At 66.5% G+C, this 13229-nt stretch carries 13 protein-coding genes; 10 read left to right on the plus strand and 3 right to left on the minus strand.

Features of this window, described 5'->3' with window-relative positions; all coding sequences use genetic code 11:
* Positions 1 to 328 precede the first annotated feature (328 nt).
* The 9 genes from LRX77_RS02095 (at position 329) to trxA (ending at position 8248) form a co-directional block, all read left to right on the plus strand.
* Complete coding sequence (locus tag LRX77_RS02095; RefSeq protein ID WP_231831193.1) at positions 329 to 1804, plus strand: hemolysin family protein; 1476 nt, start codon at positions 329 to 331, stop codon at positions 1802 to 1804.
* Positions 1801 to 2826, plus strand: coding sequence for a CNNM domain-containing protein (locus tag LRX77_RS02100; protein WP_231831194.1), 1026 nt, complete (start codon positions 1801 to 1803; stop codon positions 2824 to 2826). Before LRX77_RS02095 ends, LRX77_RS02100 begins: the two co-directional genes overlap by 4 nt.
* 38 nt (positions 2827 to 2864) lie before the next feature.
* Positions 2865 to 3809, plus strand: coding sequence for a patatin-like phospholipase family protein (locus LRX77_RS02105; protein WP_231831195.1), 945 nt, complete (start codon positions 2865 to 2867; stop codon positions 3807 to 3809).
* Between the two features lie 9 nt (positions 3810 to 3818).
* On the plus strand, positions 3819 to 4283 hold the full coding sequence (locus tag LRX77_RS02110) for a thiol-disulfide oxidoreductase DCC family protein (protein WP_231831196.1): 465 nt from the start codon (positions 3819 to 3821) through the stop codon (positions 4281 to 4283).
* Positions 4280 to 5374, plus strand: a complete 1095-nt coding sequence (locus LRX77_RS02115) for a zinc-binding metallopeptidase family protein (protein WP_231831197.1) — start codon at positions 4280 to 4282, stop codon at positions 5372 to 5374. Before LRX77_RS02110 ends, LRX77_RS02115 begins: the two co-directional genes overlap by 4 nt.
* 93 nt (positions 5375 to 5467) lie before the next feature.
* Positions 5468 to 7204, plus strand: a complete 1737-nt coding sequence (locus LRX77_RS02120; RefSeq protein ID WP_231831198.1) for an FAD-dependent oxidoreductase — start codon at positions 5468 to 5470, stop codon at positions 7202 to 7204.
* Positions 7194 to 7574, plus strand: coding sequence for a metal-sensitive transcriptional regulator (locus LRX77_RS10565; protein WP_442961576.1), 381 nt, complete (start codon positions 7194 to 7196; stop codon positions 7572 to 7574). Before LRX77_RS02120 ends, LRX77_RS10565 begins: the two co-directional genes overlap by 11 nt.
* 61 nt (positions 7575 to 7635) lie before the next feature.
* Positions 7636 to 7800, plus strand: coding sequence for a hypothetical protein (locus LRX77_RS02130; protein ID WP_231831199.1), 165 nt, complete (start codon positions 7636 to 7638; stop codon positions 7798 to 7800).
* A 52-nt stretch (positions 7801 to 7852) separates the two neighbouring features.
* Positions 7853 to 8248, plus strand: coding sequence for a thioredoxin (gene trxA / locus LRX77_RS02135; RefSeq protein WP_231831200.1), 396 nt, complete (start codon positions 7853 to 7855; stop codon positions 8246 to 8248).
* 119 nt (positions 8249 to 8367) lie between these two features.
* Here the strand turns inward: trxA and LRX77_RS02140 are convergent, their stop codons facing one another.
* Together LRX77_RS02140 and LRX77_RS02145 are read right to left on the minus strand one after the other, a co-directional pair.
* Positions 8368 to 9696 (minus strand): DNA recombination protein RmuC, encoded by a 1329-nt coding sequence (locus LRX77_RS02140; protein WP_231831201.1) that lies wholly within the window; start codon positions 9694 to 9696, stop codon positions 8368 to 8370.
* A 209-nt stretch (positions 9697 to 9905) separates the two neighbouring features.
* Complete coding sequence (locus LRX77_RS02145; protein ID WP_231831202.1) at positions 9906 to 10691, minus strand: DsbA family protein; 786 nt, start codon at positions 10689 to 10691, stop codon at positions 9906 to 9908.
* Between the two features lie 402 nt (positions 10692 to 11093).
* Here LRX77_RS02145 and LRX77_RS02150 point away from each other — a divergent pair, with 402 nt between their 5' ends.
* Positions 11094 to 12308: a methyltransferase gene (locus tag LRX77_RS02150; RefSeq protein WP_231831203.1), complete on the plus strand. Its 1215-nt coding sequence runs from the start codon at positions 11094 to 11096 to the stop codon at positions 12306 to 12308.
* Between the two features lie 60 nt (positions 12309 to 12368).
* On the opposite strand, the gene LRX77_RS02155 is transcribed toward LRX77_RS02150, so the two are convergent.
* On the minus strand, positions 12369 to 13151 hold the full coding sequence (locus LRX77_RS02155) for an L-threonylcarbamoyladenylate synthase (protein WP_231831204.1): 783 nt from the start codon (positions 13149 to 13151) through the stop codon (positions 12369 to 12371).
* Between the last annotated feature and the right edge of the window lie 78 nt (positions 13152 to 13229).

Consider the following 13229-nt stretch of genomic DNA (forward strand, 5'->3'; position numbering starts at 1 on the left):
CTCGCGGTGCTCTCCCCTGTGTATATTCTTGGCGGCGCAGGACTCTTTCTTGAGCACGCTTCGCCCACGACCTGCTCTCAGCTGCAGCGTCCACACCGACCGCTCCTGCTACACTCATGCGACCAGCCGCAAACGAAGGAGCGACTCGCCAATTGGGTTCAACGCCTGCCGCACGCCGATCACCACGACACCGTTCGATCCGCCGTCACGCGCGCTCGCATCCGCTCGCTGACGACCCTGGCGGGGCCACACCTCGCCACCACAGTCCGATCGCCGATCTGACTGCCACACCGCTGGCCGGTTTGATCGCCGCTGAGACGAGCACCCCATGACCGGGCTGCTGCTCTCCCTGCTGCTCGGCGTGGTGCTCATTCTGGTCATCATCGTCGTCAACGGCTACTTCGTGGCGCAGGAGTTCGCCTACATGTCGGTCGATCGGGCCGGCCTGGCCGCACGGGCCGAGACGGGCGACAAGCGTGCCCGACGCGCCCTCGCTGTCACCAGGCGCACATCGTTCATGCTCTCCGGCGCACAGCTGGGCATCACGGTGACCGGTCTGCTCGTCGGCTACATCGCCGAGCCGCTGATCGGCGACTCCCTCGCCCAGATCGTCGGCGGCCTCGGAGTGCCCGCCAGCGTCACCATTCCGGTGAGCACCATCGGCGTGCTCGTCATCGCGACGATCGTGCAGATGATCTTCGGCGAGCTCTACCCCAAGAATCTGGCGATCTCGGCGCCTGAGCCACTGGCCCTGCGGCTGGCCCGCTCGACCCAGATCTACCTGGCCGTCTTCGGCTGGCTGATCACCGTCTTCGACGTCGCAGCCAATCTCTTCGTGCGCCTCATCGGCGTCACACCGGTGCACGATGTCGACTCCAGCGCCTCACCGCAAGAGCTGCGGCGGGCTGTCGCCGACTCTCGCGAGAGCGGGCACCTGCCGGCTGATCTGGCCGTGCTCATCGATCGTGTGCTCGACTTTCCCAACGACGACGTCGAACACGCGATGATCCCGGCATCACGGGTTACGACCGTGACGTCAGAGACCACTATCGCCGACCTGCGACGCGAGATGGCCCACGGGCACAGTCGTTTCCCGGTGCTCGACGACCACGGCGACCCGTGCGGCGTGGTGCAGCTGATCGATCTGCTGCGACACACCGGTGCCGAGACCGACCCCGTGTCGGTGATCATGCGCGCACCGGTGCTCGTGCCCACCCTCATGCCCCTGCCCGCCGCGCTCGACGAGATGCGCGAAGCGGGTGCGCAGCTGGCCTGTGCCATCGACGAGTACGGCGGCTTCGCCGGCATCATCACCACCGAAGACGTCGCCGAAGAACTCGTCGGCGAGATCACCGACGAACACGACGGCCACCGCGAGAGCGCGCTCCACCGCATCCGCGTCGATCGGCCTGCGCAGAGCTGGGAGGTCGGCGGCGACACCCATATCGACGAGGCGACACGAATCATCGGCAGACAGCTGCCAGAAGACGACGTCGAGACCATGGCCGGCCTTGCCATCAGCGCGAGCGGCGCGTTCCTCGAACCTGGTGACACCGTAACCGTCGCGCTGCCTGCAGACCCGGCAGATCTCGTGGCTGGCGAGCCGGTGCGGCGACAGCTCAAGATCACCGTGCTCGAGGTCGAGCGGCTCGTGCCGAGCCGGCTGCGGCTGCACCTGGTCGAGCATGATGCGGATGCGATCGACACGAGCTCGAGCGGCTCCCGTCCCGCTGGCGCAGCTGACCCAGGCAGCCCAGACAGCCCAGACGTCCGAGACCCAAGCACAGAGGGAGGCCCCCGATGACGCAGTCACCGCTCTTCGTCGTGATCGCGACCGCTGTGCTCATCGTGCTCAGCGCATTCTTCGTCATCATCGAGTTCGCGCTGCTGGCGGCTCGACGCCCCCGGCTGGAGGCTGACGCAGCGACCAGTCTGCGGGCACGAGCTGCGCTGCGCGGCATGAACGAGCTGACGATCATGCTCGCCGTCGCGCAGTTCGGCATCACCATCTGCACGTTCGCGCTGGGCGCGATCACGAAGCCTGCGGTCGACGCAGGGCTCAGCCCGATCTTCGCCGCATGGGGTGCGCCAGACTGGCTGGCCGACAGCGGGGCCTTCATGCTCGCCCTGCTCTTCGTCACCTTTCTGCATCTTGTGATCGGCGAGATGGCTCCGAAGTCGTGGGCGATCGCTCACCCCGAGGCAGCCGCGAGCGCCGTCAGCCTGCCCGCACGCGGCCTCGCCTGGCTGCTGCGACCGCTGCTCGTCTGGATCAACCGCATCGCCAACCGTCTCGTCGCCGCCAGCGGGTACTCCCCCGCGGAGTCGCGCAGCACCGGTGGCCAGAATGTCGAGGCGATTCGCCATCTGGTCGAGCATTCGGCCGCCGTCGGCACACTCGACGACGCCTTCCGCGCCCAGCTGGCCCAGGTGCTCGATCTCGAGCGGCTGACGGTCGCCGATCTGCTGCCGGCCGAACCATCGCATCCTGCTGCAGTCCAGCAGGATGCGACCGCGGCAGACGTGCGCGACGTCGCCGCGGTCTCGGGCCACCTGCGAGTGCTCGTCGAACGCCGCGAGCGCACGCCCGGTGTGGTGCACGTGCGCGACCTGCTGCTGCATGACGACGATGCCCGCATCGACGATCTGGTGCGCGAGCCGTTGGAGTTCGCCGTCGATCTGCCGGCGCATGCGGCCCTCGCACGGATGCGCCAGTCGGGCCGCCAATTCGCCGTCGCCACGCGAGATGGCGTGTTCGTCGGTGTGGTGACGATGTCAGATGTGCTGCGGCGGGTGCTGCCGAACGGAGCCGGTCTGCGGCTGTGACGGGTCGCACACCGCACCGAACGCGAGACAATGGTTCGGTGAGCAATGAGACCGACCGCACCAGGGCATCCGCCGACGCCGCCGCACCAGAGATCAACGTCACCGACACAGCACTCATCTTCGAGGGCGGAGGCATGCGCGCCGCGTGCACCGCTCCGGTCGTGGCCGGCCTCGTGCGCGAGAACATCAACTTCGGCTGGGTCGGCGGCGTCTCGGCGGGCTCTTCGCACACCGTGAACTACCTCAGCCGCGACCCGCTGCGCGCACGCAAATCGTTCGTCGACTTCGGAGCCGACCCCAACCTCGGCGGCCTCGACACCTGGCTGCGCGGCAAGGGCGCCTTCAACTCCGGCTACATCTACCATCACACCTCGAATCCGGGCGAGGCCCTGCCGCTCGACTGGCAGATGTACCGGCGCAACCCGGCGCGCTTCGCCATCGGCGCCTTCTGCGCCGACACGGGCGACACCGTCTACTGGGGCCCCGACGACATCGCGACCTTCAACGGGCTGCTCGACCGCGTGCAGGCCTCATCGACGATGCCGATCTTCATGCCTCCCGTGCACCTCGACGGGCGCACCTACGTCGACGGTGCGCTCGGCCCGACCGGCGGCATCGCGCTGGATGCTGCCCGCGCTGCCGGGTTCGACCGGTTCGTCGTGGTGCTGAGCCGTCCGCGCGACTACGTGAAGCCGCGGTTTCGCGCGGGCGCTGCGGCTCGGCTGGCGTTCCGGCGTTTTCCCGCGGTGCCTGCGGCGCTGGCCGCCCGACCCGAGCACTACAACCGTACCCGGGCCGAGCTGTTCGAGCTCGAGCGCGACGGCCAGGCCTACGTGTTCGCCCCGACCGGGCTCACCGTCAGCAACCAGGAGCGCGACGTGGCGAAGCTCGCGCAGTCGTATGCCGAGGGTGCGGCGCAGTTCGGCCGCGAGCTCGACGCGATCAGAGAGTTCGTGGGGCTCCCGCGCACCGCGCAGGCGTAGCCTGATCCCATGAACGTCGCGCCTGCCGCACTCCCCGATCTGGCCTCGATTCCGGCGCTGGAGCCGCTCGCCCACGCCGACACGATTCTCGTGTTCGACGGCGCGTGCGAGTTCTGTCGGCGCTGCATCGACACTCTGCAGCGCGTCGATCGTCACGACCGCGTCTACTGTGTGCCCTCGCAGAACCTGCCGGTGCGCGAGGCGCTGCGGCTGTCTGCCGACGAGGCCGCCGAATCGGTCTGGCTCTCTGTGAGGCTGCCCTCAGGCCGATGGAGGCGATGCTCGGGTGCCGCTGCCGTCAACAGTGCACTGGACATCGCGTTGGGCAGTCGAGTGCTGCGCACGATCTACCATCTGCCCGGGGTCGCCCGTCTGCAGGAGCATCTCTATCGACGGGTCGCCGACAGCCGTGGCCCGAGCTGTCGTCTGCCCGATGAGCCCGTCTCGATCTCGAAGGAGTCTGAGTCCAGATGAGAATCTTCCCATGCCCGAACTGTGATTCGATCATCTACTTCGAGCAGCGAGCATGTGCAGAGTGCGGCACAGAGGTGGGCTTCTCCAGAGCAGACCGCACCATGGTGCCGCTGACCGACGGCACATGGACCGACAGCAGTGGCGAGCGCTGGCACCACTGCGAGAACGAGCGCATCGGCTGCAACTGGCTGGCCGCATCCGACGATTCGCTGTGCTTCTCATGCGCACTCACGCGCAGCATCCCCGCCGACCTCGACGAGCGGGTGATCCGGCTGCTCGCCGAGACGGCCGATGCCAAACGGCGACTGGTCTTTCAGCTCGACGACCTCGATCTGCCCATCATCAGCCACCGCGAGCAGCCCGACGGCGGGCTCGCATTCGATCTCGATGCTTCGACCGACGACAAGAAGGTGATGATCGGCCACATGAACGGCGTCATCACGATCGACATCACCGAGGCGCAGGATTCCCACCGTGAGGCACTTCGCGCACTGCTCGACGAGCCGTACCGCACCATGCTCGGGCACTTTCGACACGAGATCGGCCATTACTACTGGCAGGCGCTGGTCGCCCAGCACGACGACTGGCTGCAGCGCTTTCGCAGGCTCTTCGGAGACGAACGGCAGGATTACGGCGCGGCGCTCAATGCGCACTACAGCGAGGACAACGACGAGCTGCGGCGGGAGCAGGCCACACGTCGTGAGAACTACATCTCGCAGTACGCGATGACGCACCCCTGGGAGGATTTCGCCGAGACCTTCGCACACTTTCTGCACATCGCCGACACGCTGCAGACTGCTGCGGCCCATGGCCTGCAGCTGCGCTTTCCCGAGGGCTGGCCAGACAGAGTGCGCGTCGAGCAGACCTCGGTTCCGACCCTGGCCACAGCGCCGACCGCCGACGCCCGCAGGCTCTTGGCCACGTGGCAGCCGCTGGCGACCGCCCTGAACAGAGTGAACCGGTCGATGGGCAAGCACGACCTCTACCCGTTCACCATCACCGAACAGGTCGCGGACAAGCTGACCTTCGTACTCGAGCTGGTCCGCGCATTCGCCGGCATCAACTCGGTCATCACCCCTCCAATGCTCTGACCAAATAACCCCAGGGGTATCTTGTGTTACGCTCTTCAATATACCCACCCGGGTATTGAGAACGTCAGGATCGCTTGCAATGAGGGGAACACTATGCGGATCATCATCGTAGGAGGCGTCGCAGGTGGCATGAGCGCTGCTGCACGCGCCCGACGACTCGACGAGTCAGCAGAGATCATCGTGCTCGAACGCGGCGATCATGTCTCGTTCGCCAACTGCGGGCTGCCTTACTACGTCGGCGGCGAGATCACCGACGAGTCGAAGCTGCTCGTGCAGACCCCCGAGTCGCTGCGCGCCGCACTGAACCTCGATGTGCGCGTGCGCCACGAGGTCGTCGCCGTCGACACCGACGCTCGCGAGGTGACCGTGCGCACCGACGACGATGACGAGACGCTGCCCTACGACGCGCTGATCCTCTCACCCGGCGGCCGCGCACGACATCCGCAGATCGAGGGCGTCGACTCGCCCCGACTGCACACCCTGCGCACCGTGCACGACGCCCTCGCCCTGCGCGACCTGGTCACCTCGGGAGCCCGCCGCGCCGTCGTGCTCGGCGGTGGCTTCATCGGCATCGAAGCCGCCGAGAACCTTGCCGGCGCCGGCCTCGAGACCACGCTCGTGCAGGCGGCATCGCACGTGCTCACGCCGCTCGAGCCCGAGCTTGCGGTGCTCGTACGCGACGAGCTCGAGTTCATCGGCGTCGACGTTCGCGAGTGCACCACGGCCGTGAGCATCCAGACGGGCGTCGATCATGACGTCGTCTCGCTCAGCGACGACACCGAGGTGACCGCCGATCTGATCGTGCTGTCGGCTGGCGTACGGCCCGACACCGAGGCGTTCGAGCGTTCGGGCATCGCCTGCGAGCACGGCGCGATTCTGGTGGATGCCGCCGGCCGCACCAGCGCACCTTCGGTCTGGGCGGTGGGTGACGCGACCGCCAGCCTGGATGCGGTGACCGGTGTTCGCCGGCCCGTCGCGCTGGCGGGGCCTGCGAACCGAGCCGGGCGCCTCGTGGCCGACAGCATTCTGCGCGACGGCGAGCCGCATCCGCTGCCCAGGCCGGTGGGCACCGCGGTGCTGCGCATCGGCGGGCTCACGGCCGCCTTCACCGGAGCCAATGCCGACGCGCTGCACGATGCCGAGATCGGCTTCGAGACCGTGCATCTGCACCCGCTGCAGCACGCCGGGTACTTCCCCGGTGCTCATGCGATGCACGTGATCGTGCACTTCAGACGACCCGACGGGCTCGTGCTCGGTGCGCAGATCATCGGCGCCGACGGAGTCGACCGCCGCATCGACGTGTTTGCCACCGCGATTCGCGCGCAGATGCGCATGGCTGACCTGATCGATCTCGATCTCGCCTATGCTCCCCCGTTCGGGCAGGCGAAAGACGCCGTCAACCTGGCCGGCATGGTCGGCGAGAACGTGCTGAACGGGCAGCAGCGGCTGTGGCACGCAACCGATCTCGATGCGGTGATGCGCGAGTCGCTCGTCGTCGACACCCGCTCGCCTCAGGAGTTCGCCGACGGCCACCTTCCCGGCTCGATCAACGTGCCGCACGCATCGGTGCGCGAGCGTCTGACCGACATCGAACTCGCCGCCGGCGATCGCCCGGTGCGCACGCTCTGCGCGGCCGGCGTGCGCTCGCACATCGCGACACGGGTGCTGCTGCAGCACGGGTTTGACGCGGCGATGCTCTCAGGCGGCATGCAGACTCTGCGTGCGTCACTGCGCGCCGAGGGGCGCGAAGGTCTCATCTCCACTCCGGGATCGGTCAGCGCACTGCCCCCCCGAAACTCATATCGAAAGGAACCAAGTCATGATCAGTGACGACCCTCAGGCTGTTCGCCGCATCGTCAATCGTCTGCGTCGTGCACGCGGCCAGCTCGACGGCGTCATCAACGCGATCGAGAACGAGGCCCCCTGCCGTGACGTGGTCACCCAGCTCTCAGCCGTGACCAGCGCCCTCGACCGGGCGGGCTTCGCCATCATCTCGACCGCGATGCGTGAGTGCCTGGCCCAGGGAGCCGAGACGTCTGACGCAGAGGAATCGCGAAATGTGAGCTCGCAGAATACAGCACAGCCCTTGCCGGCTGCGGCTGGGACTGCGGCTGAGACTTCAGCCGAGGCCGCTGCCGAGACCGGTGCGGCGAAGCTGACCGCCGCTGAACTCGAGAAGCTCTTCATGATGCTCGCCTGAGCATCCACCCACGCATCTGAACGACAACCACGACGACAATCACAGACAGAGGAGAACCACCATGTGCCAACAGACCCGATGCAAGACCTGCGGCAAGATCACTTGGCGCGGCTGCGGCCAGCACGTTGACCAGGTCATGCGCGGCGTGCCGAAAGACCAGCGTTGCCCGGGGCATGAGAAAGACCAGAAGCAGAACGCCGGGTGGTTCGCCAAGATCTTTCGGTGAACCGACTGACCATGACATTGACCCGCCCAGAGCGAACGGATATACATAGACGATGGCCACTCAAGAGATCACTGTCGAGAACATCAACGAGACAATCACCGGCAACGACATCGTGCTGCTCGATTTCTGGGCGTCATGGTGCGGCCCGTGCCGCGCATTCGCCCCTGTCTTCGAGAACGTCTCAGAGAAGAATCCCGAGATCGTGTTCGGCAAGGTCGACACCGACGCTCAGCAGGAGCTGGCGCAGGCCTTTCAGATCAGCTCTATTCCGACGCTCGTGATCTTCCGCGAGCAGATTCCGATCTTCGCGCAGCCCGGTGCGATGAACATCGCGCAGCTGACCGAGATCATCGAAAAGGTCGCCCAGCTCGACATGAGCGAGGTCCGTGCCGAGATCGCTCAGCAGCAGGCGTCGCAGCAGAACCCCGAGGGTGCGCCAAGCGAGTAGCTCGCTGCGTCATTCTTCATACCGCCGTTCTCGATGCCGCCCTACTGAGTACCGATATCGTTCGATCTCGCCCGTGCGCAGAGCACAACTGACGAGAATCAGTCGCTGACCGAGCGGCGTCAGTCGCGGATCGAGTCGGCCTCGAACAGATCGTTCATCAGCTGAGCAGATTCCGGTGCGGTGGCATCGAGTGATTCAACGTCGCGCAGCCTGCGCTCGACCGCACGCGTGCGTCGCCCTGCCTCGTCGACCGTGCGCTGCGCGGTCTGCAGCTGTTTGCTGAGCTTCTCCCAGACCTGGCCGTACTTGCCGAACTCGGTCTTGGCCGCGCTGAGAATCTTCCACACCTCTGAGGTGCGCTGCTCGATCGCGAGCGTTTTGAAGCCAAGCTGCAAACTGTTGAGGAGCGACATCAGCGTGGTCGGACCGGTCACCATGACGTGGAACTGCGTCTGCAGGTCGCTCGCCAGCCCAGGGCGGCGGATCACTTCTGCGAAGAGCCCCTCGGTCGGCAGGTACATGATCGCGAAGTCGGTGCTGTGCGGCGGATCGATGTACTTGCTCGCAATGGTCTTCGCCTGCAGACGAACTGCCTTTTCCAGGCTGCGGGCGGCGACCTCGATGCCGCTGGTGTCAGCGGCTTCCTGTGCCTGCAGCAAACGTTCATAGTCTTCCTGCGGAAACTTCGAGTCAATTGGCAGGTAGACCACTGAGGTGTCGTCGCGTCCGGGCAGACGCACAGCGTACTCGACGTTCTCGGTACTGCCGGGGCGAATGATGACATTGCTGTCGTACTGATCGGGCGCGAGCAGGTCTTCGAGCTGACGCCCGAGCTGCACCTCGCCCCAGCTGCCGCGGTTCTTCACGTTGGTCAGCACTCGCTTGAGCCCACCGACGTCGGAGGCGAGCGTCTGCATCTCGCCCAGCCCCTTCTGCACCTGTTCGAGGCGATCGCTGACCAGACGGAATGACTCGCCCAAGCGCCGTTCGAGCGTGCCCTGCAGTTTCTCGTCGACGGTGGCGCGCATCTGTTCGAGCTTGCGCTCGTTGTCGGCTCGGAGGTGCGCGAGTTCGGTCGAGAGCGTCTCATTCAGCGTCTGCATGCGGTCGGCGAACGAAGCCAGCCGCGTATCGACTGCCGCCCCCATCTCGTGCCGTGCCCGGGCGGCATCCTCACGCTGCAGCGCAGCCGCCTGCGACTGGGCCTGCTCGAAGCCCTGCAGGCGCTGCTCGACCACCTGCGCGTTCTGCACGAGCTGCTGCCCGAGGGCTTTCTGCTGAGCGTAGAGATCGGGTTTGAGCTCGCCGACGGCCGCACGCACCTCGCTGCCGAGCGCGCGCGAGTCGATCACGGAAGCCTCCCCATGACCACCACGCAGCAGCAGCACGATCACGACCACGCACAGCACAATGATTACTGCGAGCAGAACCAGCATCAGCACGTTCATTCTTGTGGCTTCCTCACTGTTGACGGCCAAAGCGCAGGCGATGCCTGCGTCAGGATGACCCTAGAGCGACCCTCTGACATTGCCGTCAACGGCCTGGCACACGCGTTCGGCAACACCGTGTCTGTGAGCCGAGCGAGCACGGGGCGCTGCCACCGGCGGCAGTGCGAACCCCGTGTGAGAGGGGACGTCCCAGAACCCCTGCCAACGGCTCACTGCCCGGCGGCCTGCAGCTGTTGGTCGATGATCTTGCTGAACGCCGCGGCTGGCTGGGCGCCTGAGACGCTCTTGTCGCCGATGAGGAATCCCGGAACACCGTCGATGCCCTGCTGCTGCGCGTCGGTGGTGCTCTGCTGCACGGCCTCGCGCAGGTCGGCGCGGTCGAGATCTGCGGTGAATCGGTCGATGTCGGGCACCTTCGCGGTCTGCGCGAAGGCGATCAGGTGGTCACGAGGCATATCCGGGTGCCCGCTCTCGGGTGCCGCAGCGTAGAGCGCTTCGAGGTACTCGACGTAGCGACCCTGCTCTCCGGCTGCGCGTGCGGCGACCGCGGCGTCGACCGATTGATCGCCGAAGAACGCCACGTCGTGAAACTCATAGCGCACCTTGCCCGTGTCGACGTAGTTCTGCAGAATCGTCGGCAGCGTCTGATTCGCGTAGGCGGCGCAGAAGGGGCAGCGCAGGTCGATCCACTCGACGATGGTCACCGGGGCGTCGATGTCTCCGACCGCCATGGGGTCGTCGGCCTGGTGCCGGGCCGCACGATCCGCCTGGGTGGTCTGAGTCGCGTCCTGCGGCGTCTGCCCGCTCGTCTGCTGGGCGGCCAAGGCGATGACGGCCACCACGGCGATCGCGAGCACGATGCTCAGCACCGCGTTGACGATGTGCGACCGACGCAGGCGTCGGCTCAGCTCGTCGATCGTCTGGGCGGCAGGCCTGCGACCGTTCTTCGAGTTCGGGCGGGATGCGGGCGACGAGGTGCGCGACGAATTGGGCATGATACCTCTCAGGGTAGCAGCCGCCCCCGCTCAGACATCTGGGACGAGAACCGGGTCGCCGCACTGTGCCCGGTCCGCTCAGGGCTCAGGGCTCCAGTGCTCAGGGAGCTTCAGTGGTTGTCCGAGATCGGGTCATGGCCAATGCGCTTTAGCCTCCCCACGCACGAACGAGCCCCATCGAGTCATGGCAAATGCTGCCCCTGAGCATCCACACATGGAACTTGCCATGACTCGATGGTCTGAGCCGTCATTTGCCATGGCTCGATCCCCTGCCCAGATAGAACCCATGGTCTCGATCCCACCTGCGCGGGCCTGCCCCAGGCGCAGCCGCTACGGACGGCTCGACGCGGAACTCGATCACACGCGCAGGCTGGCAGAGATGCCGACGACTACCCTTGAGACATGTCTTCCATGCCCTCCGCCCTGCCCACCGAATGGTTCGACCGGCTGCACCGCTGGCCCGACGTCGAAGCCGACAACCTGCAGGCCTCTGACGCGACCGACCGGCTGCTGCTCGCCGAGGCCGCCGAGCAGATCGCCGCGAGTGCCCCGGGCGAGGTGCTCGTCATCGGCGACACGCACGGTGCCCTGACCTTGGGCGCGCGGATGCTCGGTGCGAGCGACGTGCGCGTGTGGACTGACGCGTTGGTCGCCGAGCACGCGATCCAGGCCAATGCCAAACGCCTGGAGCTGACCGACGGCTGGCGCACGATCGCACTCGACCCCGATGAGTTCGCCGGCGCCCGCATCGTGCTGATGCAGCTGCCACGCAGTCTCGATCAGCTGCAGCTGCTCGTCGATCTCATCGCGGCGCACCCGGCCGACGGCATACAGGTGTACAGCGGCGGGCGCGTCAAGCACATGTCGTTGCACATGAACGATGTGCTCAGGTCACGCTTTGCGCAGGTGCACGCCTCGCTCGCCCACCAGAAGTCTCGTCTGCTGCTCGCCCGCGAGCCCCTGGGCTTCGCATCCAGCCACGAAGACGCAGCCCGGGTGCCGGCCTCCGAGGCTCAGATCGATCCCGGTGACGGCATCGCACCGATCTCGGTGTGCGCGGTGCCCGGAGCCTTCGCCGGTGCTTCGCTCGACATCGGCACGCGTGCGCTGCTGCCGTTTCTGTCCCAGGCGGCACACGAGACGGTGCAAGAGGCGACGCAGGAGGCGACGCGAGAGTCCGCAGCACCGGTGGCCGTCGACCTCGGCTGCGGAACCGGCATCATCGCGACCGTTCTCGCCCGAGCCGATTCCCGGCTGCGGGTGATCGCGACCGATCAGCTGAGCAGCGCCGTCGCATCCGCTGCGCTGACAGCCGCGGCGAATGGTCTCACCGATCGCATCGAGGTGCGCCGTGACGTGCTGCTGCACGAGATGGCCGACGACTGCGTCGATCTCGTGGCGTGCAACCCGCCGTTCCACGTCGGGGCCGCTGTGCACACCGGCGCAGCCCTCGAGATGTTCGCCGAGGCCGCACGGGTGCTGCGGCCCGGAGGTCGACTGCTGACGGTGTTCAACTCGCACCTGCACTATGCGCCCGAGCTGCAGCGCATCGTCGGGCCGACGCGGCAGCTCGACCGCAACCGCAAGTTCACCGTCACCGAGTCGCTCGTCGTCTGACGCAGGAAGGCCCGCCGACGCGAACGTCGGCGGGCCTTCCTGCAACCGTGCGGCAGCGGATCAGTAGTACTCGCCCTGACGGAAGTTCCAGCTGTTGAAGTGCTTCGACAGAATCGACAGGATGCGATCCAGGTAGAGCCCCTTGCGGATCAGCGTCGGGCACGGCGTGATCGAACGGTCGCCGTGCTGCTCGGGCACGATCTTGCCGTCTGCGTCGACCATCGACACCATGACGCCCTGCTCGTAGCGGGTCTCTTCGGTCTCGTTCGGCTGAATCGACTTGACGTAGTCGTTGGCCTCGATGATGAGGTCGGCGCTGTCGTGGATGCGATCGCCGATGCCGTCGACCTTGCCGCGGTTGCCCTTGCCCGACGGGTTCGCCGAGCTGGCGAAGGCGAGCTTGCCCTGCTCCCACAAAGCGGCCGCGAGGTTCTCGCCCGGCGTGCCGAAGCGGATGACGAAGCAGCTGGTGCCACGCACGTCGCGTGCCAGCTCACGAGCGTGCTCGTCGGGGATGAACTCGAGCGCATCTTCGCGCCACGGCAGGATGCAGCCCATCAGGATGTCTTCGTCCCAGTGCTGCTGGTAGTAGGCCTCGATCTCGGGGGTGAGCTGTGCCAGACGCTTCAGCTGATCCATCGACCCGCAGAGCACGACACCCGGCTTGTTGCGATTGCGCTGCTTGGCCTCGAACTTGCGCTCGAGCCCCTGGCCGTCAGAGGTCATGATGATGTAGCCGACCTTGGTCGGGCTCACGATCATGCCGCCGTCGCCGAGGAGTATGTCGAGTCCCTCCTGCTGCACGCCGCCGTTCCAGTGGATGGTCTTGGTGTCGTTCGTCATCTCGCCTTCATTCCTGCTCTCGTGATCCGTGCTGTGCACGACCACTCATCATACCGTCGCGCCAGAGGCGCCCACTCG

The organism is Pseudoclavibacter sp. 13-3 (assembly GCF_021168475.1).
Lineage (GTDB): Bacteria > Actinomycetota > Actinomycetes > Actinomycetales > Microbacteriaceae > Pseudoclavibacter_A.

Excerpts from the sequence above, each read along its gene's own strand:
- LRX77_RS02095 (WP_231831193.1), top strand. The coding sequence starts at position 329 with ATGACCGGGCTGCTGCTCTCCCTGCTGCTCGGCGTGGTGCTCATTCTG.
- LRX77_RS02100 (WP_231831194.1), top strand. The coding sequence starts at position 1,801 with ATGACGCAGTCACCGCTCTTCGTCGTGATCGCGACCGCTGTGCTCATC.
- LRX77_RS02110 (WP_231831196.1), top strand. The coding sequence starts at position 3,819 with ATGAACGTCGCGCCTGCCGCACTCCCCGATCTGGCCTCGATTCCGGCG.
- LRX77_RS02115 (WP_231831197.1), top strand. The coding sequence starts at position 4,280 with ATGAGAATCTTCCCATGCCCGAACTGTGATTCGATCATCTACTTCGAG.
- LRX77_RS02120 (WP_231831198.1), top strand. The coding sequence starts at position 5,468 with ATGCGGATCATCATCGTAGGAGGCGTCGCAGGTGGCATGAGCGCTGCT.
- LRX77_RS10565 (WP_442961576.1), top strand. The coding sequence starts at position 7,194 with ATGATCAGTGACGACCCTCAGGCTGTTCGCCGCATCGTCAATCGTCTG.
- LRX77_RS02130 (WP_231831199.1), top strand. The coding sequence starts at position 7,636 with ATGTGCCAACAGACCCGATGCAAGACCTGCGGCAAGATCACTTGGCGC.
- trxA (WP_231831200.1), top strand. The coding sequence starts at position 7,853 with ATGGCCACTCAAGAGATCACTGTCGAGAACATCAACGAGACAATCACC.
- LRX77_RS02140 (WP_231831201.1), bottom strand. The coding sequence starts at position 9,696 with ATGAACGTGCTGATGCTGGTTCTGCTCGCAGTAATCATTGTGCTGTGC.
- LRX77_RS02145 (WP_231831202.1), bottom strand. The coding sequence starts at position 10,691 with ATGCCCAATTCGTCGCGCACCTCGTCGCCCGCATCCCGCCCGAACTCG.
- LRX77_RS02150 (WP_231831203.1), top strand. The coding sequence starts at position 11,094 with ATGTCTTCCATGCCCTCCGCCCTGCCCACCGAATGGTTCGACCGGCTG.
- LRX77_RS02155 (WP_231831204.1), bottom strand. The coding sequence starts at position 13,151 with ATGACGAACGACACCAAGACCATCCACTGGAACGGCGGCGTGCAGCAG.